Origin of the sequence: Sulfuricella sp. T08 (assembly GCF_000971475.1) — a bacterium.
Taxonomy (GTDB): domain Bacteria; phylum Pseudomonadota; class Gammaproteobacteria; order Burkholderiales; family Sulfuricellaceae; genus Sulfuricella.
In genome coordinates this window covers 216,555-239,615 of record NZ_DF967528.1, presented here as the reverse complement: position 1 = coordinate 239,615, position 23,061 = coordinate 216,555, and the positions used below count along the sequence as shown (strand labels likewise).

At 55.8% G+C, this 23,061-nt stretch carries 21 protein-coding genes and 1 pseudogene; 17 read left to right on the top strand and 5 right to left on the bottom strand.

What is annotated here, in order from left to right; all coding sequences use genetic code 11:
- Positions 1–636: 636 nt before the first annotated feature.
- The 3 genes from SCT_RS17040 to istA form a co-directional block, all read right to left on the bottom strand.
- Positions 637–864, bottom strand: coding sequence for a hypothetical protein (locus SCT_RS17040; protein ID WP_144408228.1), 228 nt, complete (start codon positions 862–864; stop codon positions 637–639).
- A gap of 569 nt (positions 865–1,433) precedes the next feature.
- The gene (gene istB, locus SCT_RS05435; RefSeq protein WP_059420068.1) at positions 1,434–2,222 is read right to left on the bottom strand and encodes an IS21-like element helper ATPase IstB; all 789 of its coding nucleotides are present in this window, start codon (positions 2,220–2,222) and stop codon (positions 1,434–1,436) included.
- A gap of 8 nt (positions 2,223–2,230) precedes the next feature.
- Positions 2,231–3,751, bottom strand: coding sequence for an IS21 family transposase (gene istA / locus SCT_RS05430; RefSeq protein ID WP_082098193.1), 1,521 nt, complete (start codon positions 3,749–3,751; stop codon positions 2,231–2,233).
- Positions 3,752–3,973: 222 nt separating this feature from the next.
- Here istA and SCT_RS05425 point away from each other — a divergent pair.
- From SCT_RS05425 to SCT_RS05410, 4 genes and pseudogenes are all read left to right on the top strand, one after another.
- Positions 3,974–5,047, top strand: a pseudogene (locus SCT_RS05425) (IS30 family transposase); the annotation flags it as partial.
- A 485-nt stretch (positions 5,048–5,532) separates the two neighbouring features.
- On the top strand, positions 5,533–5,895 hold the full coding sequence (locus SCT_RS05420; RefSeq protein WP_059420056.1) for a cupredoxin domain-containing protein: 363 nt from the start codon (positions 5,533–5,535) through the stop codon (positions 5,893–5,895).
- Between the two features lie 18 nt (positions 5,896–5,913).
- Positions 5,914–6,750: an FTR1 family protein gene (locus tag SCT_RS05415; protein WP_059420054.1), complete on the top strand. Its 837-nt coding sequence runs from the start codon at positions 5,914–5,916 to the stop codon at positions 6,748–6,750.
- On the top strand, positions 6,747–7,493 hold the full coding sequence (locus SCT_RS05410) for a hypothetical protein (protein WP_059420051.1): 747 nt from the start codon (positions 6,747–6,749) through the stop codon (positions 7,491–7,493). The genes SCT_RS05415 and SCT_RS05410 overlap by 4 nt, the downstream gene beginning before the upstream one ends.
- A 175-nt stretch (positions 7,494–7,668) precedes the next feature.
- Here SCT_RS05410 and SCT_RS05405 read toward each other — a convergent pair whose 3' ends face one another.
- Positions 7,669–8,640 carry a hypothetical protein gene (locus SCT_RS05405; RefSeq protein ID WP_059420049.1) on the bottom strand — a complete coding sequence of 324 codons (972 nt, stop codon included), beginning with the start codon at positions 8,638–8,640 and terminating at the stop codon, positions 7,669–7,671.
- Positions 8,637–9,986, bottom strand: a complete 1,350-nt coding sequence (gene xseA, locus SCT_RS05400; protein WP_059420045.1) for an exodeoxyribonuclease VII large subunit — start codon at positions 9,984–9,986, stop codon at positions 8,637–8,639. Before xseA ends, SCT_RS05405 begins: the two co-directional genes overlap by 4 nt.
- 349 nt (positions 9,987–10,335) lie before the next feature.
- On the opposite strand from xseA, the gene SCT_RS05395 reads away from it, so the two are divergent.
- The 13 genes from SCT_RS05395 (at position 10,336) to SCT_RS05335 (ending at position 23,056) form a co-directional block, all read left to right on the top strand.
- Entirely contained in the window at positions 10,336–10,968 is a 633-nt protein-coding gene (locus SCT_RS05395; RefSeq protein ID WP_059420043.1) for a MotA/TolQ/ExbB proton channel family protein, read from the top strand.
- An 8-nt stretch (positions 10,969–10,976) separates the two neighbouring features.
- The gene (locus SCT_RS05390; RefSeq protein WP_059420041.1) at positions 10,977–11,399 is read left to right on the top strand and encodes a biopolymer transporter ExbD; all 423 of its coding nucleotides are present in this window, start codon (positions 10,977–10,979) and stop codon (positions 11,397–11,399) included.
- Between the two features lie 34 nt (positions 11,400–11,433).
- Entirely contained in the window at positions 11,434–12,444 is a 1,011-nt protein-coding gene (lpxK, locus tag SCT_RS05385) for a tetraacyldisaccharide 4'-kinase (RefSeq protein WP_059420036.1), read from the top strand.
- Entirely contained in the window at positions 12,425–12,604 is a 180-nt protein-coding gene (locus SCT_RS05380) for a Trm112 family protein (RefSeq protein ID WP_059420035.1), read from the top strand. Before lpxK ends, SCT_RS05380 begins: the two co-directional genes overlap by 20 nt.
- Positions 12,605–12,627: 23 nt before the next feature.
- Positions 12,628–13,383 (top strand): 3-deoxy-manno-octulosonate cytidylyltransferase, encoded by a 756-nt coding sequence (kdsB, locus tag SCT_RS05375; RefSeq protein WP_059420033.1) that lies wholly within the window; start codon positions 12,628–12,630, stop codon positions 13,381–13,383.
- Positions 13,384–13,517: 134 nt separating this feature from the next.
- On the top strand, positions 13,518–14,171 hold the full coding sequence (gene adk / locus SCT_RS05370) for an adenylate kinase (RefSeq protein ID WP_059420030.1): 654 nt from the start codon (positions 13,518–13,520) through the stop codon (positions 14,169–14,171).
- 10 nt (positions 14,172–14,181) lie between these two features.
- Entirely contained in the window at positions 14,182–14,526 is a 345-nt protein-coding gene (locus tag SCT_RS05365; RefSeq protein ID WP_059420025.1) for a hypothetical protein, read from the top strand.
- An 18-nt stretch (positions 14,527–14,544) separates the two neighbouring features.
- A complete protein-coding gene (locus SCT_RS05360) occupies positions 14,545–15,804 on the top strand; it encodes a 6-phosphofructokinase (protein ID WP_059420023.1) in 1,260 nt (419 codons plus the stop codon).
- Positions 15,805–16,055: 251 nt separating this feature from the next.
- Complete coding sequence (locus SCT_RS05355; RefSeq protein WP_059420019.1) at positions 16,056–18,074, top strand: sodium-translocating pyrophosphatase; 2,019 nt, start codon at positions 16,056–16,058, stop codon at positions 18,072–18,074.
- An 84-nt stretch (positions 18,075–18,158) separates the two neighbouring features.
- Entirely contained in the window at positions 18,159–18,707 is a 549-nt protein-coding gene (gene ppa, locus SCT_RS05350) for an inorganic diphosphatase (protein WP_059420016.1), read from the top strand.
- Positions 18,708–18,804: 97 nt separating this feature from the next.
- Positions 18,805–19,323, top strand: a complete 519-nt coding sequence (locus SCT_RS05345; protein ID WP_059420012.1) for a metallophosphoesterase — start codon at positions 18,805–18,807, stop codon at positions 19,321–19,323.
- Positions 19,324–19,494: 171 nt separating this feature from the next.
- Positions 19,495–20,781, top strand: coding sequence for a CoB--CoM heterodisulfide reductase iron-sulfur subunit A family protein (locus tag SCT_RS05340; RefSeq protein WP_059420009.1), 1,287 nt, complete (start codon positions 19,495–19,497; stop codon positions 20,779–20,781).
- A gap of 4 nt (positions 20,782–20,785) precedes the next feature.
- Complete coding sequence (locus SCT_RS05335; protein ID WP_059420005.1) at positions 20,786–23,056, top strand: FAD-dependent oxidoreductase; 2,271 nt, start codon at positions 20,786–20,788, stop codon at positions 23,054–23,056.
- Positions 23,057–23,061: the final 5 nt, after the last annotated feature.

The window sequence follows — 23,061 nt, the reverse complement described above, 5'->3', positions numbered from 1 at the left end:
CTGTTTCAGGCTAATTCCGGTGGAAAAAAGCCTGATGCCGCAATATGTTTAATTCGAGGTCCTGAATGATGACTTGTTCAGGGCTTCCCTAACGATTCATGAAATAAATAAGTGAGAGTCCGATGTTTTATATTTCGGACGTTCTAAACTTGGGGCATCTGCACTTCGTCTGCCTAAGGATAAGACCGCCAGTCTTCAGGATCGACAGGCAGCTTGTTAATCATAAAGCCGCCATAGCTATTACAAATGTCATCAGGCCGCTGTGGGCACGTTCCGGTCTGTGAGCTGCATGGATTGTGCTTCCCGATTGCTGTCGTTCACGAACGTCAACTCAGGGTCGATAGTGCTATTTCACCTTACTATAAAATGGCCATTGGCCTTGGTTTCAGAGATGTCAGTCAGAGCGGCCTGTCGCACTTTACAAATTCTCGTGGTATCGGTACTCAGCTTGGGGTGGAATATGCGACCGGGATCGAGGTGTCGCTGGAAAGTTGGGTTACTGATTCCACCTTTCTGCAAAGTAGTCCGCAACTAAAACCCCCGCTAAAGCAGGGGGTTTAGTTAACAGCCATCCACTTTTCCTAGTGGTGCAGGCAGGTAAGCATCAAGGCGAAGTGCGCCCCAGACAGATGATGTCTACAACCATGTTGCTTGAAATCCGGTATCTCGGACATGATCGAGAATATCTTTGGCGTGTGTGCATTCGCTATCGTAGACCACCATCATCAGGTGGGGAGTACGTTGCGGAAAGGCGGCACTGATAACGCAACCATCGCCCCGTACAATGTCCTCCAGTTTCATGCGTTCATCTACGTCCAAACTTTCATCTACATGCACCATAAAATCTGATAAGGCGTAGCTCATTTTCTCCTCCTTTCAAATGTTAAGGGGATCCAGTTACGTTTCCTAGGATATTTAAATTGTAGACTACAAAAATCATATAATAATATTTCTGATATACGTATTTTGCTTAAAAAAACATGGGGTTTCCACCTATTATGCCAAGGGTAGTAGAAGTTTGACATAAGGAGTCCATCTGCGTATTCCTATCAAAACCGACAGCAATTCCGAACTCAAATACGCTAGCTGTTCTGATCAACACCAACCATTAGTTATGAATGCGATTCGGCCGCCGACCCTAAGGTCCCCACAGTGCCAGTTCCGGTCGATCGTGCATTCATGGGGGAATGCCTGCTCAAGGTCGGCGCTCTCAACTGGTCGATGCAACACTTTATTCTTATAAGAAAGGATGAGGTGTTGATAATGAAATACAGAACCCGGATCTATTACACTGAAGAACAAAGGGCAGTGATGTGGGAGCGGTGGCAAAAAGGAGATTCCTTACATGCTGTCACGGATCACCCCAATGGCGCCACCCAAGATCGGCCTAATGGCGCCACCTGGAAGCACCCGAATCGGGGTCTCGAACGGGGTTAAGAATGAGTGGTTTTCCCTCCTTTCGCAAGTGATGGTTTTGGGGTGTCCGGCATAGGCCTTGGAGCGCGGAAACTATCCCCGTCCAGAACAACCCGATAGGCCGCGTGACGGAGCCTGTCCAGCGTAGCCGCACCGAGCATCTTGTTGGCGGGGAAGGCATCGCCCCACTCCCCGAAATCCAGGTTGCTGGTCAGGATCGTTGCCGTCCTCTCATAGCGCTCCGCAATCAGATCGTGGAAATCCTCGTCTTGGGGCGGCCGCAGCGGCTTGAGGCCGAAGTCGTCAATAATCAACAGATCCACCCGCGCCAACTGCTGGAAGCGCCGCTCATAGCTACCGGTAGCTCGTGCGCCGTGCAGGCTGCCGAGTAACTGGGTTTGCGTGGAGAACAGCACGTCATAACCCTGGCGCACTGCGCCATGGCCCAGGGCCTGTGCCAAATGGCTCTTGCCGGTGCCGCAGGGGCCGGCGATCAGCACTGCCACCTTCTCCTCGATGTATCGCCCCGTCGCCAGATCATGCACCAGACTCCGGTTGAGCTGGGGCAAGCGGTCGAAGTCAAAACCCTCCAGCGTCTTCTGCGAACGAAAGCTGGCGCGGCGCAGCCGGGATTGCAGCTTGGTCTGCTCCCGGCGTGCCACCTCATCCTGGATCAACAGCGCCAGGAATTCCGTGTAGGCCAGATGGCTGTCTACCGCCTGACGGTTACGCGCCTCCAATGAATCGAGAATGCCGGACAAGCGCAGTTGCTTGAGCAGCGGAGAGAGTTCAGGAATGGGATTCATGGTGTACCTCAATTCAACAAGGATGAAGTGTCGCGGCAGAAGCGGCCGCCCTGGGTATAAGTCGCTGCCAGCGCATCGAACGTCTGTAGCTCAGCCTGCTGGTCCAGCCCCTTGGCAAGGATCGCCTTGACCGTCCGCAGCCGTGGCTGATCGAAGGCCATCGCACGCGCACAGGCGGCGTTCAGCCGTGCCGTCCCAAACTTCTTCGCCAGTCGCAGCACCGATTGCACTGCCCGCAGGTTCTCCAGCACCTTGTCGCTGAACAGGGCATGAATCAAGGCATGACAGCTCGGCCCGATGCGCTCCGCTTCCTGGAGGCACCACTGCGTATCCTGCGTCTGCCAGGCTTGCGCCTCGGGCGGCATGTGGTCAGCCACCGTGGAACGGCTTCCCGGTTTGGTCTGCCGCACATGGCTGGCGACCAGTTCATGCTCCCGGTAGAGCTGGAGCGTCGACTCGGTGGCCTTCAGCCAAAGAGACAGGCTGACCAGCCTGAACGGCACCGAATACAGGCAGTGAATGTATTGCACATGGGCGTCGCGATGCACCTTCACCTTGGCCCAGACAGCCAGCACCGGCGGCACGTCGGGCAGCTTGCCAAGTAGCGCCCGCTCCACGTCGGCGAAGCGAGCCAGCGGCTGCTCGCGGGTGGTGCCGTGACAGCGGTTGCCGGCTTCCTTCATCACCCACTCCTGTGCCTGGCGGTTGGCGTCGGCGAGACTGCGGAAGGTGCGTAGCGGCAGGAAGGAACGCTTCACATACTTCACGCCGGCTTCGACGATGCCTTTCTTCTGCGGGTCGCGCGGCGGGCAGGGGTCGATCCGAAAGCCATAGCCTTCGGCAAACTCGGCATAGGAGCGCTGTACCTCTGGATCGTGAATGCTCGCCTTGGTAATGGCGCACTTGGCGTTGTCGATGATGACCCGTCCCGGCACGCCGCCGAACCATTCGAAGGCGCGACGATGGCAGCCCAGCCAGGTGGCGACGGTCTGATCCGGAATCATTTCGACGTATTGGTGGCGGGACCAGCACAGGGTCATGACGAAGAACCAGGTCTTGAATATCTCGCCGGTGTGGACATCTGTGAGGACGGGGCTTGAGCCGAAATCGACCTGGACAGCTTCGCCGGGTTGAAAGGTGAGGCGCATCGACACTTCGGGCGGCTTGGCGGCATTGAGTTGTTGCAGGAGTCGCCGTACCGCCGAATAGCTGCCGGTAAAGCCGTGCTCGCGCGCCAACGCGCTGTGGATGGTCGTGCCCTGAACGCCGGCGTCGTGCCAGGCGGTCACTTGCTCACGAAATGGCGCCAGCGATGAAGCGCTGGATACCGGTACGCTCGAAGGTGACTGGAAGATATCGGCAAGTGCGCTGTCGTCGGGTAAGGGATGGCTTGGGGAAAGCCAGTCATGGCTGATGGCCTGTTTCCGGATGCTGGCGAGCTTCTTGCGCCCCATCAGGCCAGACTGGGCAATTACCCGGTCAGAATCGCCCTGGCGCATGCGCACCAGGGCTTGGCGATATTGATACATTTCGAACCTCCGATTACTCATGGCTTCTCCCGGCAAAATGCCGGGAGGGTGGCCGGTTTCAGGAAAGTTCGAGACCTCGATTCTGGGCGGGTGGCGCCATTGCGCCGATCATGGACTGGCGCCATTATGCCGATCCTGTGATGGCGCCATTACGGCGATCATCTGGTGGCGCCAATAGCCGATCATGGTTTGGCTCCTATGGGGCGATCCGTGACACATGCAATCGCCCGACTGTTTGACAGAGGCCACTCCTCCATTGCGCGTATTTTATCTGAGGCTGGGGGAATACGTCCTCCAAAGCGAATACGTTCAAGTATTGCGCTGTCACTTTCAGAACGAGAGGAGATTTCCAGAGGGGTTGCCAGTCATGAATCCTTCCGCTCGATAGCGGCTCGACTGGGACGTTCGCCCTCGACTATCAGCCGTGAGATCAAGCGCAATGGTGGCGATGGTAACTATAGAGCCGCACAAGCTGATCAAGCCGCATGGAATAGAGCCTGCCGACCTAAACGCTGTAAGCTTGCCGTCAGTCCGTGGTTAAGGCGTGCGGTGGAGATAAAGCTCAGGTTAAACTGGTCACCGGAGCAGATAGCCGGTTGGCTAAAGAGAATGCATCCGGGAGATGAGAGTAAGCAAGTGTCACACGAGACAATCTATCGCAGTTTGTTCATACAGGCGCGCGGCGTACTGAAGAAGGAACTGCTGCAATATCTTCGGTCAGAACGAACGATGCGAAGATCCATTCATTCCGGCCAGCTTGAAGATGGGCGTGGAAAGATACCCCATGCCATATCCATCAGCGAACGTCCTGCATCGGTCGAGGACAGAGCTGTCCCAGGTCATTGGGAAGGCGACCTGATTGCCGGTTCGAATAACAGCTATATCGCAACACTGGTGGAGCGTCATACGCGCTACGTCATGTTGATCAAAGTAGATGACAAGAGAACCGAGAGCGTTGTCACTGCCCTCATCAAGCAGGCCAGGAAGCTACCCAGCGAGCTGTATAAATCGTTGACCTGGGATCGAGGCACGGAGATGAAGGACCATCAGCGATTTACCATGGCAACCGATATCAATGTCTATTTCTGTGATCCAAGAAGTCCCTGGCAACGTGGCTCTAATGAAAACACCAATCGCCTGCTTCGCCAGTATTATCCGAAAGGAATGGACCTGTCGGTTTACTCACAGGCAGAATTGGACAAAGTGGCAAGGCGACTCAATGAACGGCCACGAAAGACGTTAAACTTCGAAACACCGGCAGAAAGATTTAACGCGTGTGTTGCATCGACCAGTTGAGCTGGCAGACGGGGAGCGGCCATTCAGAGCCGGCAAGTGAGTGCCGGTTACCGACACACACCCCATCGTGTAGAAATTGTGGGAAGCCTCTTGCATGGCGATCAACGTCTGACGTGGATTATTTAAAACACACCATCCTCCAACATTAGAAGGCGCAGAAGCCTTAATGGTGAGTTCAGGTCACCCAGTTCATTAGGTGTCTCTTCAGGACTGGCCTCTCTGGTGAGCGGAAATAAGGATATTTGCGGCACTCGGAGTGCCGATGATGGTGCATTTGTCGTATGTGCAAACGCTCCGGGTATCGGATCTGCATCATCTTAATACCGTGCCGCGCTTCGGAACCAAACCGCAAGTTCATGCCATTCACTGAAATTCTTATTCCGAACAATATCGTTCAAAATACTATTGCAATTGATAATTGTTATCACATATAATGGGAATCATTATCAATTGACAAGGGCTAAACACCCCTTTCAGGAGCCGTTATGAACCCCGTTGAATTTGCATTTACCTCAACCAGAAAATCATTCCTCATTGCCCTGTGCGCAACGGCGGCAATTTTTTCCACTGCCGCAGTGGCCGGAGATAACGTTTACTCGCTGGTCATCAAGGATCATCGTTTTCAGCAATCGGAGTTGACCGTTCCGGCTGGAAAAAAAATCAAGCTATCGGTCGAGAATCAAGATCCCACTGCCGAGGAGTTCGAGAGTCATGACCTTAATCGGGAAAAAGTCATCGCCGGCAATTCGACTGCATCAATTTTTGTGGGGCCACTTGCACCCGGGCGCTATCGGTTTTTTGGCGAATTCAATGAAAAGACAGCTCAGGGCGTCATCGTCGCCCAGTAGCGAGCTAGGAGAACTGTAATGTTTGCAACTGCTGTTATCGTTTTTCGTGAAGTGCTGGAGGCCGCGCTTCTCATCGGCATCATTGCAGCGGCGACACGCTCGGTGGCGGGTCGGACTCGCTGGCTGCTTGCCGGGTTGCTCGTTGGTCTAGCGGGGTCCGCCCTGGTTGCGGCTTCCACTGATGCCATTGCCGCCATGGCCGATGGCATTGGCCAGGAACTTTTCAATGCGATGGTGCTGGGCGTCGCAGTGCTCATGCTGGCTTGGCACAACATTTGGATGTCATCTCATGGCAAGGCGATGGCCGCTGAGGCAACCAAGGTCGGCCAAGCCATTCGCGACGGCCAGCAGGAACGTTCGATTCTGCTCGTCGTGGTTGGCTTGGCGGTGCTGCGCGAAGGCTCTGAAACGGTTCTCTTTCTTTATGGCATCTCGGCAGCGGAAGGTTCAGGCGCATCCTCGATCGTGCTGGGTGGTCTTATGGGCGTCCTGGCTGGCACCAGCATCGGCTACGCAGTCTATGCCGGTCTGCTCCGCGTGCCGTTGCGCTGGTTTTTTGCCGCAACCGGAATGCTGGTATTGCTGCTGGCCGCCGGCATGGCCTCGCAAGCGGCTCACTTCCTGATCCAGGCCGATCTGCTGACCAGTCTGACTGCACCTCTTTGGGATACATCTGCTCTGCTGCCAATGAGTTCCATACCCGGCATGCTGCTCCACAGCCTGGTTGGATACGATCCAAGACCCTCAGGCATGCAGCTGGTTTTCTACATTATTACCCTGGCTGCTATTGCAATGGGCATGAAGCTGGCCAGTCGTTCACTTTCGCCAATCGCTCAAAAAGGAAAAGTTTCGTGAAGAAAAGTTTACTCGCGCTCTCTATCGGCACCTTGTTATGTGGCACGGCCATCGCGGGTCCCGCCGATTATGTTTACCTGCCCACCGTGGAGCATGGTGAAAAGGAGTTGGATTTCAAATTTGGATCAACCAGGCATCCTTCCGGTGTTACAAATCAGGTGACCAGTTTAGGTTTAGGTTATGGCGCCACCGAGAACTGGTTCACGGAGCTTTACCTGAAAAGCGAGAAAGAAGGCGAAACCGCCAGACTGAATATCCTGGAGTGGGAAAACAAGTTCCAACTGACGGAGACCGGAAAATATCCGCTGGAAATCGGCTTGATTACTGAACTGGAGTTCCCAATCAATAAAGGAGGGTCAGCCAATGAGATCAAGTTTGGCCCCTTGTTCCAGACCGAGTTTGGAAAATTGCAGTTGAACGGCAATCTGTTGTTCGAACGCGCATTCGGTGGTGTCGTCGAACCGGATGACGAGCCTCGTAAAACCGTGTTCCAGTACCAGTGGCAAGCAAAATATCGCTGGGAAAAGGAATTTGAGTTTGGCCTGCAAGGTTTTGGCGAAACGGGTGAATGGAACCACTGGGCACCGCATAACGCGCAGCAGCATAAAATTGGCCCGGCCATCTTCGGCAAGATCGCCCTCAGTGGACACCAGGCACTCAAGTATAACGCTGCATGGTTGATCGGCACGACTGACGCGACGCCGAACAACACCTTCAGAATGCAAGCGGAATATGAATTCTAAACAAAATGTTGCATAAAATGCCAGCTGGGTAATTTCGTCACCACATTGCGATTTTCAAGGAAAAAAGCTTGAGGCGTCAATTTTGTTGAAAACAATACCTTGGATGATGGCTTGTTCAGGGATGCCCAAAAATAGGGTCGGTGTCCATACGGTATCAGGGGAGTTAAGATTGCCCCTATTTCTTTCCGTCGGTATCTATTGCACCTGAAGCGGCATTCATGCCCTCGATGACTTTTTTCAGTCCCTGGGCGCTTTCCTTGGCATTTTTGCCGTTGATGATCAGCACGCCCTCCCGGGGCGTGGCGGCGGATCTTGCCGGTCTTGCGGCAGAGTGCTGTTTTTTTAGTGCCTCGATTTGAGCCTGCATTTCCTGATTGTGCTTTTTCATCGCTTCGATTTGCGTCTGTACATCCTCATCGACCGGTGCGGGTGCCTCGGCAACGGGCGCTTCCGCTGGCGCTTCAGGAGCCGCAGCAGCGGGTGTCGTGGCATTGTCTGCCTGTTGCGGCGCGGATTCGGTCGGAGGCTGCTCGGGTTTTGGTTGCGGCGCTTGTTCTGCTGCTTCAGTAGGCTTCGGTGTGGGTTGACCGTCAATTTTTACTTCCTGCGAAGCCGCGTCTTTAGCCGGAGGTGCTTCCTGGTGTGGTGGTGGCAAAAATTTAGTTGCAGCAAAGAAACCTCCGCCGGCAGCCAGTGGGATCAGGAGTGCCAGTACAATCACTAGCCGTTTCCTGGATTTTTTTTCGGGGATGCCCGTAGGGTCCGGTTCTTCATCCGGATGATTCCTGTCTGACTGTTTAGCAGAGGATCTGGGGCCTTCGGGATTTTCTTTGTCCTCGGTTTTGTACTTTTTGCGTGAAGGTAATAGGAGTTTTTTAAGTCGAGCCAGGAAACCCGACTTGGGAGGCGGCGTTTCAGATTCTTCATCCTGACGCTTATCGTTCTTGCGTTTCGCTGAGGGCTTGGCCTCATCTTCCACATCCGGCTCGCTTTTCTTGCGCGAGGGCGACAGGGTGCTTTTCAGTCGTGCCCAAAAGCCTGGTTTTGCCGGGGCCGGGTCGGTTTCGGTGGCGACGAGGGTTTCATCTGCTGCGCTATTGTCGCTTTCCTCGGGCACTTTTTTCTTTTTCCAGAACTTCAGGTTCACCGTCCGTCCTCTTTGCGCGTTACCCTGACTTCGGCGCTGCCGCGTGCGAAGGTGATGGAAAGCGCTTCATCCAATGCGATTTCCTTGCTGTCGTAGACGATTTTGCCATCGGCCGAGCGCACCATGCTGAAGCCGCGCTCAAGCACCGACTGCGGGTTGAGGTGGACGAGATTGGCCTGTAGTCGTTGCAGCCCGGTTTGGTATTCCTGCATCCGGTGAGACAGGGAAAGCTGCAGCCGTCGCGCCAGATCGCGCTGTCGTGCTTCGTGCGCGGTGATGTCGGGCTTGGCTGCTGTCAGACGGTGAGCCAGTTTTTGCAAATGCCATTCGCATTCGGCGAGAGCATGGCCGGCGTTGTTGTTAAGGCGCTGGTTCAGGTGGGTCAGATGCGTCAGGCGTGCGTTCAGCCTTTCGCCGGGATGGACCAGTCGCCGCGACAGGTAATCCACCTGCTGCATGCGCTGTTCCAGTTTCTGCCGCAGATGATGGTTCAGGCGGCCGTGCATGGCCTCGATACGGTGCTGCAGATCAGCGCGGTAGGGGCTGGCCTGTTCCGCCGCTGAAGTCGGCGTGGGAGCGCGCCGGTCGGCGACGAAATCGCTGATGGTAAAGTCGGTTTCGTGGCCGACGCCGCTGACCACCGGGATGGGACAGGCATGGATCGCCCGCGCTACGACTTCTTCGTTGAAGGCCCACAGGTCTTCGATGTTGCCGCCGCCGCGGCAGACGATCAGTACGTCGCATTCGGCCCGGCTGGCGGCAGTGCGGATCGCTTCGGCGATTTTTGCCGCTGAACCTTCGCCCTGCACCGGGGTGGGGTAGAGGATGACCGGAATCGAGGGCATGCGTCGCCGCAGAGTGGTGAGCACGTCGCGCAGTGCGGCGGCGGCAGGGGAGGTGACGATGCCGATTTGCCTGGGGAAGGCGGGCAGGGGTTTCTTGCACGCTTCGTCGAACAGCCCTTCCTGTTCCAGGCGTGCCTTGAGCTTTCCGAAAGCTTCGTACAGCGCGCCCAATCCGGCACGCCGGATATTTTCGACGTTAAGCTGATATTCGCCACGCGGTTCGTACAGGGTGACCAGGGCGCGCACTTCGATCTGGTCGCCGTTGCGCGGCTGCCAGTCGAGGTACTGGCTTTTGTGGCGGAACATCGCGCAGCGCACCTGGGCGTTGCCGTCCTTGAGGGAAAAATACCAGTGGCCGGACGCGGCAGCGATGAAATTGGAAACTTCCCCGGAAACCCACATCAGCGGGAAATTTCTCTCCAGCAACTGTTTTGCTCGGCGGTTCAGTTCGCTGACGCTAACGACCGGAGATCCATCTGTAAGTGCTGGGGCGAAATGCATTTTTCCATTCTACATTAATCCACAAGCTTGGCGTAACCAAGTGTAACAAATTGCTATCATCCTGAGCTGATTGCGAATTTTATATACACTTGATTGTAAACAATAAAATAGACGGTTAAATTTTAACCTGCGTAAAATTCTCTTTTCCCATGGACAGGTTAGGATAAATACGTACAACTTGCCCACATAGTTATCCACAGTCTTTGTGGATAGTCAGTAAAGGTTTTTTACGACAATAAGTTAATGCGCTTTCTTGATGCTCTACTTGACTGGGCTTGCCGAAAACCCTGTGGCAGGCTAAAGTTACGGGCGTTTTTAGAAATACCAGAATTATAAGGGAGAAGGGCGAGTGTTATCCATTATTCAAGCAGCAGGCTGGCCGATCTGGCCTCTGATCATTGCATCGGTTATTTCCTTGACGATCATCGGCTGGCATTTGTGGACATTCAACCTGATCGCCCCCAAGGATTTGCTCTCCCAGGTACAACAATGGGTCAAGCAGGGTGCGGTGAACGCTGAAAAGGTGGCGCAGTTGGAAAAGCACTCCTACCTTGGTCAGATTTTCGCGGCCGGGTTGAGGAATACCAAGAGCTCGCGCGAAGTAATGCAGGAAGAGATTGAGGAAACCGGTCGGCGCATCGCCCATGAAATCGAACAGCCCCGCTTGAAATACGGCCTGTCTTTCCTGGTTTCGCTCAATACGCTCGGCACTATCGCCTCGGTGAGTCCGCTGCTCGGGCTGTTCGGGACGGTGATCGGGATGGTGGAGATTTTCGGCGCACTCAGGCCGAGTGGAGGTAGCCCCGCCGAGCTCGCGCACGGCATTTCGGTGGCGCTGTACAACACCGCCATGGGCCTGATCGTGGCGATTCCCAGCATGATTTTCTACCGCTATTTCCGCGCGCGGGCTGAAACCTTGGTGCTGGAAATGGAACAGCAGGCGATCAAGCTGGTGCAGATCGTCCACGGCGAGCGCAAGTAGAAATCGGTATGGACTTTCAGCGAGGCAGGGCCAAGGAAGAACCCGAGATCAATCTGATCCCGATGATTGACGTGCTGCTGGTGATCCTGATCTTTCTGATGGTCACCACCACTTTTTCACAGATTGCCGAATTGCAGATCAACCTGCCCACCGCCGAGGCGGAAAAGCCGGCGGACAAGCCTGCTGCCATCAACGTGGCTGTAGACGCCAACGGACGTTACCTGGTCAACGGTTCGGCTGTGGCCGATACCGATACTGCAGCACTCAGCCTGACGCTACGCCGTGCCGCGGGTGACAAGCCGGATCCGGTGATTATCATCAATGCGGACGCCAAGGCGACCCATCAGGCGGTGGTGAACGTCATGGAGGCCGCACGCCTGTCAGGCTATACCCACATCACTTTTGCCACTCAGGCAAAGCCGGATAAGTAGGCGGGATTGGGGCTGGCGCTCAATTCCGAATAGTATGCTCTGGCTCCAACGACAATGGCTCCGTCTAACGCCGTGGCATGTTGTGTTGCTTCCCCTGAGTGTCTTGTTCGGGTTGGTTGCAGCGTTGCATCGAGTGTTTTACCGCGTTGGACTGCTGCGCGCTATTCGATTGCCGGTGCCGGTGATCGTGGTTGGCAACATCAGCGTCGGCGGTACCGGAAAAACTCCGCTGGTACTATGGCTGGCTGATTTTTTGCGGCAACACGGCTACCATCCCGGGGTTGTCAGTCGCGGCTACGGTGGCGGCACAGGTGGCGTAGTGGGGGTTGATGTCCGCAGTGATCCGGCGGTCGTGGGCGATGAACCTCTGTTGCTGGCAAAAAAAAGCAGTTGCCCGGTCTGGGTTGGCCGCGACCGGGCGGCAGCAGGAAATGCTTTGCTGCGAGCGCATCCGGAGTGTGATGTGCTGGTGAGCGACGATGGTCTGCAGCATTACCGCCTCGACCGCGATATAGAAATAGTGGTGGTGGACGGGGATCGCAAATTCGGAAATGGCTTGCTGTTGCCCGCAGGGCCACTACGTGAAGGTGTTTCTCGACTCGAGTCGGTGGATGCGGTGGTGGTGAACGGTGGCAGCCCGGAGGCGTCCATGCTGCTGCGCAACGAGTTTGAAATGAGCCTCCAAGGCGGAGTGTTCTATAATTTGCGCAACCAGGAATTGCATGCTGCTGCGGCCGATTTTAGTGGCAAGAAGCTTCATGCCGTGGCTGGCATCGGTAACCCGCAACGGTTTTTTGCTCATTTGCGTGGGCTTGGGTTGGCGTTTGAGTCGCACGCTTTCCCTGATCATTGCGTCTTTCGGCCGCAGGATCTGGATTACGATAATGCCGATGCCTTGCTGATGACCGAGAAGGATGCGGTCAAATGCGACGGTTTCGCCGACGAACGCTATTGGGCTCTGGAGGTGGAGGCTATTTTGCCACTGGCTTTCGGACAAACAGTGCTACAAAAATTGAGGGATATTGATGGACGCCAAACTGCTTGAAATTCTGGTATGCCCGTTGTGCAAGGGGCCGTTGGTCTACAAAAAACCCGAGCAGGAGCTGGTATGCAAGCCTTGTCGACTGGCTTACCCTGTTCGTGATGACATTCCGGTTATGCTTGAGGATGAGGCGCGCAAGTTGCCGGCCGAGGAAGAGGTTTGATCCTTTGCGGTAAATAATTTCTCATGAACTTCAAAGTCGTCATCCCCGCCCGCTTCGCTTCCACCCGCCTGCCCGGCAAGCCGTTGCTCGACATCGGAGGTCGGCCGATGGTGCTGCATGTGGTCGAACGCGCTCTGGAGAGCGGTGCTGATGAAGTCTGGGTGGCGACTGACCACCAGGGCATCGCCGACGTCGTGCGCGCCGGTGGTCACCAAGTTTGTATGACTTCACCCGATCATCCTTCCGGTACTGATCGCATTGCCGAGGTGGCAAGTCAACGCGGTTGGGGTGACGACGAGATCGTGGTCAACGTACAGGGCGATGAGCCGCTGATCGAACCATCGCTTATCCGTGAGGTGGCGCAACATCTTTATGACCATCCCGAGGCGGCAATTTCGACCGCCAGCCACGCCATTCATGATTGTGCCGACCTGTTCAATCCGAATATCGTCAAGGTGGTGACTGACTGTGATGGCCATGCGTTGTATTTTAGTCGCGCCCCGATTCCCTGGGCGCGCGATGCGTTCGCCGTTGCGCCGGAAAATTTTCCGGCGGGATTGCCGGCCTATCGCCATATCGGTATCTATGCCTATCGCACTTCGTTCCTGAAAATTTACAAGCAGCTGCAACCTGCCGCAATCGAGCAGTTCGAGGCGCTGGAGCAGTTGCGTGCGTTGTGGCATGGCTTCCGCATAGGCGTAGCCGTAGTTGAGCAGGCGCCCGTTGCGGGCGTTGATACCGAGGAGGATCTGCAAAGAGTGAGGAGGCTTCTTAACTAGATTTATGGGTGGATACAAAATTTGAATGTGCATATGTTAGAGTTTTTGAATATCCTTGACGACAAGCTGGGTAAAAAGTTATTTGGCCGGGCATGCGTCCGGGCAACCACAAACACACGACAATTGGAGGTTTTATGCGTTTAATTCTATTGGGCGGCCCTGGCGCCGGCAAAGGCACTCAGGCTACTTACATCAAGGAAAAATTCGGTATTCCGCAAATTTCTACTGGCGACATGCTGCGCGCTGCAGTCAAGGCCGGCTCCGAGCTGGGTGTTGCTGCTAAGAAGATCATGGATGCGGGCGGTCTGGTGTCGGACGAAATCATCATCGGTCTGGTCAAAGACCGCATCCTGGAAGCGGATTGCGCCAAAGGTTTTCTGTTCGATGGCTTCCCGCGCACCATTCCTCAGGCCGACGCAATGAAGGCCGCCGGTGTGCCGATCGACTATGTAGTCGAGATCGATGTTCCTGACGAAGAAATCATCAAGCGTATGTCCGGTCGCCGTGCTCACCTGGCTTCCGGTCGTACTTACCACGTCATCTTCAATCCGCCCAAGGTGGCAGGCAAGGATGACGTTACCGGCGAAGATCTGGTTCAGCGCGACGACGACAAGGAAGAAACCGTGAAGAAGCGTCTGGATATCTACCATGCGCAGACCGAGCCACTGGTGAAGTACTACTCTGATTGGGCCGCTGCGGGTGCTGCTGGCGCACCTAAATACGTCAAGGTTTCTGGTATGGGTAAAGTTGACCAGATCCGCGACTCCATTTTTTCCGCATTGGGTTAATCGATAGAGCATGAGCGGCGTCCCCAACATCACCGATTCCGAGCTGTGGATGGTCGAGGCGACCCTCAGGGAGCGCTACGGCAAGCCAGTGGAAGTGCAGTTGGCAGACGTCGAATTGCGTCTGGATCCTGCTGTGATGGAGTTGACGCATTGCCCAGCGATGGTGTGGAAGGAGCAGGGCGCCGGTTTCGTGATATCCAAGGTGGGTGATAATCGATTCCGCTGCCAGTTCTTTTACTCGGCGCGCGAGCAGTACGGTACCGGCAAGGCGGAATACGATGACTTGCTGGACTGCGTGGTGACCCTGCTCAAGCTCCAGGCTGACCACGACGCGAAGCGTCAACAGAATCAATAATTGAGGGAGTCTAAAGATATGGCAAAGAAGAACGCTTTTTATGCCCAGTCCGGTGGCGTGACCGCGGTGATCAATGCATCCGCCTGCGGTTTGATCGAGACTGCGCGCAAGCACAAGGACGTAATCGGCAAAGTCTACGCCGGCCGCAACGGCATCATCGGCGCGTTGACCGAAGACCTGATCGACACCAGCAAGGATACAGCCAAGGCCATCGCTGCATTGCGCCACACACCTTCCGGTGCCTTCGGCTCCTGCCGCTTCAAGATGAAAAGCCTGGAAGAGAACAAGCTCCAGTATGAGCGCCTGATCGAGGTGTTCAAGGCGCATAACATCGGCTACTTTTTCTACAATGGCGGTGGCGATTCCGCCGACACCTGCCTGAAAGTGTCGCAGCTTTCGGAAAAGATGGGTTATCCGATTCAGGCCATCCATGTGCCAAAGACCGTGGATAACGACCTGCCAATCACCGATAACTGCCCTGGCTTTGGTTCTGTTGCCAAATACATTGCTGTCTCCACTCTGGAAGCGACCTTTGACGTGGCCTCTATGTGCAAGACATCGACCAAGGTGTTCGTGCTCGAAGTGATGGGTCGTCATGCAGGCTGGATCGCTGCCGCTGGCGGACTGGCTTCTACAAAGGACGCCGAGCAGCCGATCGTGATTCTGTTCCCGGAAGTAACATTTAACAAAGAAAAATTCCTTGCCCGCGTAGACGAGCTGGTCAAGAAATTCGGCTATTGCACCGTAGTGGTGTCCGAAGGTGTAATGAGTGCCGACGGCAAGTTCCTCGCCGACCAGGGCCTCAAGGACGCATTCGGTCATGCCCAACTGGGTGGCGTTGCGCCGGTGGTGGCTAACATCGTTCGCGAAGGTCTTGGCCTCAAGTACCACTGGGGCGTGGCCGATTACCTGCAGCGTGCTGCTCGCCACATCGCTTCGAAGAGCGACGTAGATCAGGCCTATGCGATGGGTAAGGCGGCAGTCGAATTTGCGCTCAAGGGCCACAACTCGGTGATGCCTACCATCGACCGTGTGTCGAATGCGCCTTACAAGTGGAAGGTTGGCATGGCGCAGCTCAGCAAGGTTGCCAACGTCGAAAAGATGATGCCGAAAAACTTCATCACCAAGGATGGCTTTGGCATTACCGAAAAGTGCCGTGAATATCTGGCACCTCTGATCAAGGGCGAGGACTACCCGCCGTATAAGGATGGTCTGCCACAATACGTTCGGCTCAAGAATGTAGCGGTACCGAAGAAGCTGGCCGAATTCAAGCTTTAAGTCCTGGGGGTAAAGAATGAACTTGCTGCTGAACAAACCGTTTTACCGGCTCAGTGGCAGGTTCTTTCCCGAGTGCGTAGATGATCGACGCATTTTGCGGGATTGTTCCGGACAAAAAGCTGATTCCTGGATGAATGTTATTTGATGTAGATCAGTTTTTGTGGTTGTTTTTTGGGTTTGGGTGTTGGGATGTTTGGCTTTAGGGCGATTGGCCGGCCCTGATCGGCCGGCTTAACTTGGGGAGAGTAATTATGTCAGGTGGTCTGGGGTTTGCACTGTTATGTGCAATTGCGGCGCTTCTATATGGGGCGGTTTCGATTAAGTGGATTTTGGGCTTGCCGACAGGCAACGATCGCATGCGAGAAATCGCCGCTGCGGTGCAGGAAGGTGCGTCAGCTTACCTCAACCGGCAGTACACCACGATCGGCATCGTCGGCGCGATTCTGCTCGTGGCTATTTTTGCGGCCTTGGGCTGGCCGACTGCAGTCGGTTTCGCCATCGGTGCGATTCTTTCCGGTTTGACCGGCTACATCGGCATGAATGTGTCTGTGCGCGCCAATATCCGTACCGCGGAAGCTGCCAAGGATGGCCTTAACGCCGCCCTGAACGTGGCCTTCAAGGGTGGCGCGATCACTGGCATGCTGGTGGTTGGCCTAGGCCTGCTCGGTGTGGCCGGCTACTACGCCTTTCTGACCATGATAATGGGCACTACCACCGCTCAAGCAACCCATGCTTTGGTGGGTCTGGCCTTCGGCGGCTCGCTGATCTCCATCTTCGCCCGTCTCGGCGGCGGTATCTTTACCAAGGGTGCCGACGTTGGTGCCGACCTGGTGGGTAAAGTCGAAGCCGGTATCCCCGAAGACGACCCGCGCAACCCGGCGGTGATCGCCGATAACGTTGGCGATAACGTTGGCGATTGCGCTGGTATGGCCGCCGACCTGTTCGAGACCTACGCCGTGACTATCATCGCCACGATGCTGTTGGGCGGCTTGCTGATGACTAATTCACCGAATGCCGTGATCTATCCGCTGGTGATGGGCGGCTTCTCAATCATCGCCTCCATCATCGGCACCTTCTTCGTTACGGCGCGTGAAGGCGGCAAGATCATGAACGCTCTCTATCGCGGTTTGGCCGTTTCTGCCGTGTTGGCGTTGATCGCTTTTTATCCGATCACCTCCATGATGATGGGCGATAACGGTGTGTATTCCGTCGGTGCGCTATATGGTTCCGCTGTCATCGGTCTGTTGCTGACTGCCGCGCTGGTGTGGATTACCGAATACTACACTGCGACCGAGTTCAGCCCGGTGCGTCACATTGCCGAGGCGTCTACCACCGGTCACGGCACCAACGTGATCGCCGGTCTGGGCGTTTCGATGAAGTCGACCGCAGCGCCAGTGCTCGCTGTGTGTCTGGCAATTTATGGTGCCTATGCCTTTGCAGGACTCTACGGGATCGCCATTGCCGCGACCTCGATGCTGTCTATGGCCGGTATTATCGTGGCGCTTGACGCCTACGGTCCGATTACCGACAACGCTGGCGGTATCGCTGAAATGGCCGGGTTGCCGGAGTCTATCCGCAATATCACTGATCCGCTTGACGCTGTGGGCAACACCACCAAGGCCGTGACCAAGGGTTACGCTATCGGTTCCGCTGGTCTGGCTGCGCTGGTGCTGTTCGCTGACTATACCCATGCGCTTTCCACGAATCACCCTGGGTTGACCTTTGACTTGTCCAATCACATGGTAATCATCGGCCTGTTTATCGGCGGCATGGTGCCCTACCTGTTTGCCGCCATGGGCATGGAAGCAGTAGGACGTGCTGCCGGTTCGGTGGTGGTTGAAGTGCGCCGTCAGTTCAAGGAAATCCCCGGCATCATGGAGGGTACTGGCAAACCGGAATACGGCACCTGCGTCGACATGCTGACGAAGGCCGCGATCAAGGAAATGCTCGTTCCCTCTCTGCTACCAGTTGCGGTTCCGCTGATCGTCGGCCTGACCCTGGGTGCTCAAGCTCTTGGCGGCGTGCTGGTCGGTACCATCGTTACCGGTATCTTCGTAGCAATTTCCATGACCACCGGTGGCGGTGCTTGGGATAACGCCAAGAAATACATCGAGGAAGGCAATTTTGGCGGCAAAGGTTCCGAAGCCCACAAGGCGGCGGTGACTGGTGACACCGTTGGCGATCCCTACAAGGATACCGCCGGCCCTGCTGTCAATCCGTTAATCAAGATCATCAACATTGTTGCGCTGATGATTGTGCCTCTGCTGTAACCCTGAATCGGGCCGGTAGGGCCCGTTAGGTAGCTGTAAATAAAGCCGGTATAATACCGGCTTTATTTTTTGAGGTTTAGCCTGATGAATCTTGACCGAGTCAGCTCCGGACGCGATCTTCCGAACGATTTTAATGTCATCATCGAAATTCCGATGCACGGCGACCCGATCAAGTACGAAGTAGACAAGGAAACCGGTGCCATGTTTGTGGATCGTTTCATGTCCACGGCCATGCATTATCCTTGCAACTATGGCTACATTCCTCATACCCTGTCTGATGACGGCGACCCGGTGGACGTGCTGGTGATTACTCCGGTGCCGCTGATTACTGGCGTGGTGGTGCGCTGCCGCCCGATAGGCATGCTCAAGATGAGCGACGAGGCCGGCGATGATGCCAAGTTGCTGGCGGTGCCGATCGACAAGTTGTGCAATCTTTATCGGAATATCGAGTCGCCACGTGATTTGCCGGAACTGACGCTGTCCCAGATCAGCCACTTCTTCGAGCATTACAAAGATCTGGAGGCGGGCAAGTGGGTCAAGGTGGAGGGCTGGGTCGGTGCGGAAGAGACCAAGGCCGAGATCATGGCGGGTGTTAAGCGGTATCAGGATGCAGCTGTTAAGCCAATGTTTTAAAATCCTGAGGGGTGAGGTGTTAGGCGTGCCTTTGGTTTTTTCCTCACCCCTCACCCCTCACCCCTCACCCCTCACCCCTCACCCCTCTCGAGCATTTATGAAAATCTGTATACTTTCCGATAGTCACGACAACCGTACGCTGCTGGCTTCCGCCGTGCAGGACGCCAAGACACGCGGTGCCGTTGCCACGTTGCATTGCGGTGACGTTGTCGCGGCCAATACCCTGAGTGTGTTCAAGAAGCTGGACATGCCGGCGCATGTTATCTACGGCAACAACACCGGCGATCTCTATACTTTGTCGCGCATGGCGCACGAGTCGGGCAACCTGATCCACTTCTACGGTCAGGATGCGGGTATCACCCTGCATGGCCGCACGATATTCATCGTCCATTACCCGCATTATGCCCGCGCCTTGGCCTGTACCGGCGAGTGGGACATGGTCTGCTGTGGCCACGATCATCGCTCAGCGATTGAGCAGGTGGACAACATCCGCGGTGGGAAAACCTGGATGGTGAATCCGGGTACGGTCGGCGGGGTGGGAAAGCCGCCCACCTATGTGCTGGGTGACCTGGAGGCTATGACCTTCGAGGTTCTTCCCGTTCCTGCCGGACATTGATTTAATCTATTTAACCATAAGAAAATTCAATTATTTTTTTGCGAACGGTGCTGTGGCTTGGGTCTCCAATTGGGAGTAAGATTGCACCAGTCTAAAATCCAAATTAGTGCTTAAACTGGACTAGGCGCAAATCAACGCCGAAGCCCAAGTATCCGTGATGGAGGTAACCTGATGACGGACGTAATTGCAACCAATCAGACCATTCTGGTCGTCGGTGGCGGCATCAGCGGCATGACAGCTGCCCTGGAGGCGGCCGAATGCGGCAAGAATGTGGTGCTGGTGGAAAAGAACCCCGCCCTTGGCGGTCGTGTTTCGCAGCTTTATCGCTATTTTCCCAAGCTGTGCCACCCGACCTGCGGTCTGGAAATCAACTTGCGCCGACTCAAGCAGAATCCGCGCATCCGTGTTCTGACCATGGCTGAAGTGACGGCGATCACCGGCGGCGAAGGCGACTATACCGCCACCGTCAAACTGGCTCCGCGCTATGTCAACGAAAACTGTACCGCTTGTGGCGAATGCGCCAAGGCGGTGGACGCCGAAGTGCCGGATGCCTTCAATTACAACCTTGGCAAGACCAAGGCGGCTTACCTGCCTCATAAAATGGCCTATCCGCAGCGCTATGTACTTGACCCGTCGATTATCGGCACTGCTGATGCCGACAAGGCCAAGGCTGCCTGCAAGTACGGCGCGATTGATCTCGACATGAAGGAAGAAACCGTCCAGTTCAAGGCCGGTGCGGTGATCTGGGCTACCGGTTGGAAGCCCTATGATGCTGCGAAAATTCAGCCCTATGGCTATGGCCGTTACTCGAATGTCATCACCAGCGTCGAGTTCGAGCGCCTGGCCGACATCCATGGCCCGACCAAGGGCAAGATCCTGCGCCCCTCCGATGGCAAGGAAGCGAAGAACATCGCTTTCATCCAGTGCGCCGGTTCGCGTGACGAGAACCATCTGCGTCACTGCTCGCGCATCTGCTGCATGGCCTCGCTGAAGCAGACCAATTACGTGCGTGAAGCCTATGGTGACGCAGGCAAGTCCACTATCTATTACATTGATATCCGGGCGATTGATCGCTTCGAGGACTTCTACCAGAAAGTACTGAAGGACCCGACCGTCAGCTTCATAAAATCCAAGGTGGCCAAGGCTGTCCAGGACGAGAAGACCGGTGACGTCATTCTGCACGGCGTGAATACCGAAGGCTATCACCGCTATGCCACCCCGCATGACCTGGTTGTGCTGGCCGTAGGTATGGAGCCGTCTGTCAAAGGTGCCAACATTCCGGCAGAAATCGTGTCCGATTCGAGTGGTTTCATCGAAGCTGATCCATCCAACCACGCCTTCTTCGGCGCGGGTTGCGCATCCAATCCGCTAGACGTGAACCGTGCGGTACAGAGCGCCACTGCGAGCGCCTTGCGCGCAATTCAGGTGGTTAACCGTGTTGCCAGAGTGGAGGGTTAATTAAATGGCAGATATGAAAGTAGCAGCCTACATTTGCCAGGGTTGTGGTTTGGGCGACCGCCTGGATACGGCAGCACTGGCTGGTGTGGCGAAAAAGGAAGGCAAGGCCGCTCTGGTCAGGGAGCATGAGTTCCTGTGCAACGCCGAAGGCGTCAAGATGATACGTGACGACATCGCCAACGAAGCAGTCACCCATGTCATGATCGGCGCCTGTTCGCGTCGCGCCAAGACCGAGGCGTTCGGGTTCACCGATGTTGCGGTGTCGCGCGCCAATCTGCGCGAAGGTGTGATCTGGTGCCAGCCTGAAACCGATGAGGCGCGTGAGACCACGCAGGAAATGGCGGAAGACTACATCCGCATGGGCTGCGCCGAAGTGAAGAAAATGACCCTGCCTGAGGGCAATCCGGCAGCCGTTACCGAGCGTACCGTGCTGGTTGTTGGCGGTGGCGTGTCAGGCATGACCGCTGCGCTGGAGGCGTCCAAGGCCGGCTACAAGGTGGTGCTGGTGGAGAAATCCGGCGCCCTCGGCGGTTGGGCGGCCAAGCTGTACAAGCGTTCGCCGGGCAAGTCGCCGTATGCTGAGCCGCAAGATACGCCAGTGGCGGATATGGACGCGGCGATAGCAGCCGACGCCAATATCAAGGTCTACCTCAACGCCATCACCAGCAAGACCTCCGGCTCCCCTGGAAAATTTGAAATCGAGATCAGCACCGAGTCTGGCTCTACCGCGACCGAGAAAGTCGGCGCCATTATCCAGGCCACCGGTTTCTCGCTGTACGATGCCAACAACCTGCCTGAGCTCGGCTTTGGCAAGTCCGCCAACGTGGTCGATCAGGCCGGTTTGGAAGCGCTTGCCAAGGCAGCCAACGGCGGTGCGATCAAGCGCCCCTCCGACGGCGGTGAAGTAAAGACCGTGGTGTTCGTCCAGTGCGCCGGTCAGCGCGACGATACCGGCAAACATCTGCCTTACTGCTCCGGCTCCTGCTGCTCAACTTCGGTCAAGCAGGCGATGTATTTCAAGGATTCCAATCCTGACATCGATACGGTAGTGATCTACACCGATCTGCGCATGCCCGGCAATGGTGAAGATTTTTATCGCAGCGGTCAGAACAAGGGCGTGATTTTCACCAAGGGTAAGGTTTCCAGCGTTGAAGCCTCCGGCAACCAGTGCAAGGTGAATTTTCACGACCTGATCCTCAACGATCAGACCGCCATCGACAATGCCGACTTGGTTGTATTGGCCACCGGTCAGGTGCCGAATTCCGGCGTTGATATTGACACCAAACTGAAGGCGGATATTGCCGCTGCAGCAGGCGATAACTCACTGCTGAAAGCCTATAACGCTTCCCAGGTAGAGGGTGCCGTCCAGCCGATTTCCGTGCTCAACCTGACCTATCGTCAAGGTCCGGATGTGCCGCAGCTGAAGTATGGTTTCACCGATTCGCACTTCATCTGCTTCCCTTATGAAACTCGCCGTACCGGCATTTATTCCGCCGGTCCGGTGCGCCGTCCGATGGACATGGTGCAGGCGATGGAAGACGCCACCGGCGCTGCGATGAAGGCAATCCAGGCCGTCGAGAATGCAGGCCTGGGCCGTGCCGCGCATCCGCGTTCGGGCGATCTTAGCTTCCCGAAAGTGCGCCTCGAGGGCTGCACCCAGTGCAAGCGCTGCACGGTGGAATGCCCCTTCGGCGCCATCGACGAAGACGAGAAACGTTTTCCGGTGTTCAACGAATCCCGTTGCCGCCGTTGCGGCACCTGTATGGGCGCCTGCCCGGTGCGCGTGATCTCCTTCGAGAACTACTCGATTGATACCGTTGGCTCGCAGCTGAAAGCGGTGGACGTTCCCGACGAGTTTTCCGAGAAGCCCCGCATCCTGATTCTGGCCTGCGAAAACGACGCCTATCCCGCGCTCGACATGGCGGCGATGAACCGCAACGTCTACAGTGCGTTCGTGCGTATCATCCCGGTTCGCTGCCTGGGTTCTGTCAACACCATCTGGATCAACGATGCTCTGAGTAGCGGCTACGACGGCGTGATGATGATGGGTTGCAAGCACGGCGACGACTATCAGTGCCACTTCGTCAAGGGGTCTGAGCTTGCCAGCTATCGCATGAGCAAGATTGGCGACACACTCAAGCAAATGGGGCTGGAAGAAGAGCGGGTTGCCACCTTCGAGGTTGCAATCACCGACATCGAGCGCGTGCCGCAACTGATCAACGATTACGCGGCGAAGATCCAGGAAATCGGCATGAGCCCGTTAAAGGGATTCTAGGAGAC

Bases quoted from the DNA above. Each gene is read 5' to 3' on its own strand.
- SCT_RS17040 (WP_144408228.1), bottom strand. From the start codon at position 864: ATGAGCTACGCCTTATCAGATTTTATGGTGCATGTAGATGAAAGTTTG.
- istB (WP_059420068.1), bottom strand. From the start codon at position 2,222: ATGAATCCCATTCCTGAACTCTCTCCGCTGCTCAAGCAACTGCGCTTG.
- istA (WP_082098193.1), bottom strand. From the start codon at position 3,751: ATGTATCAATATCGCCAAGCCCTGGTGCGCATGCGCCAGGGCGATTCT.
- SCT_RS05420 (WP_059420056.1), top strand. From the start codon at position 5,533: ATGAACCCCGTTGAATTTGCATTTACCTCAACCAGAAAATCATTCCTC.
- SCT_RS05415 (WP_059420054.1), top strand. From the start codon at position 5,914: ATGTTTGCAACTGCTGTTATCGTTTTTCGTGAAGTGCTGGAGGCCGCG.
- xseA (WP_059420045.1), bottom strand. From the start codon at position 9,986: ATGCATTTCGCCCCAGCACTTACAGATGGATCTCCGGTCGTTAGCGTC.
- SCT_RS05390 (WP_059420041.1), top strand. From the start codon at position 10,977: ATGGACTTTCAGCGAGGCAGGGCCAAGGAAGAACCCGAGATCAATCTG.
- lpxK (WP_059420036.1), top strand. From the start codon at position 11,434: ATGCTCTGGCTCCAACGACAATGGCTCCGTCTAACGCCGTGGCATGTT.
- SCT_RS05380 (WP_059420035.1), top strand. From the start codon at position 12,425: ATGGACGCCAAACTGCTTGAAATTCTGGTATGCCCGTTGTGCAAGGGG.
- kdsB (WP_059420033.1), top strand. From the start codon at position 12,628: ATGAACTTCAAAGTCGTCATCCCCGCCCGCTTCGCTTCCACCCGCCTG.
- adk (WP_059420030.1), top strand. From the start codon at position 13,518: ATGCGTTTAATTCTATTGGGCGGCCCTGGCGCCGGCAAAGGCACTCAG.
- SCT_RS05365 (WP_059420025.1), top strand. From the start codon at position 14,182: ATGAGCGGCGTCCCCAACATCACCGATTCCGAGCTGTGGATGGTCGAG.
- SCT_RS05360 (WP_059420023.1), top strand. From the start codon at position 14,545: ATGGCAAAGAAGAACGCTTTTTATGCCCAGTCCGGTGGCGTGACCGCG.
- SCT_RS05355 (WP_059420019.1), top strand. From the start codon at position 16,056: ATGTCAGGTGGTCTGGGGTTTGCACTGTTATGTGCAATTGCGGCGCTT.
- ppa (WP_059420016.1), top strand. From the start codon at position 18,159: ATGAATCTTGACCGAGTCAGCTCCGGACGCGATCTTCCGAACGATTTT.
- SCT_RS05345 (WP_059420012.1), top strand. From the start codon at position 18,805: ATGAAAATCTGTATACTTTCCGATAGTCACGACAACCGTACGCTGCTG.
- SCT_RS05340 (WP_059420009.1), top strand. From the start codon at position 19,495: ATGACGGACGTAATTGCAACCAATCAGACCATTCTGGTCGTCGGTGGC.
- SCT_RS05335 (WP_059420005.1), top strand. From the start codon at position 20,786: ATGGCAGATATGAAAGTAGCAGCCTACATTTGCCAGGGTTGTGGTTTG.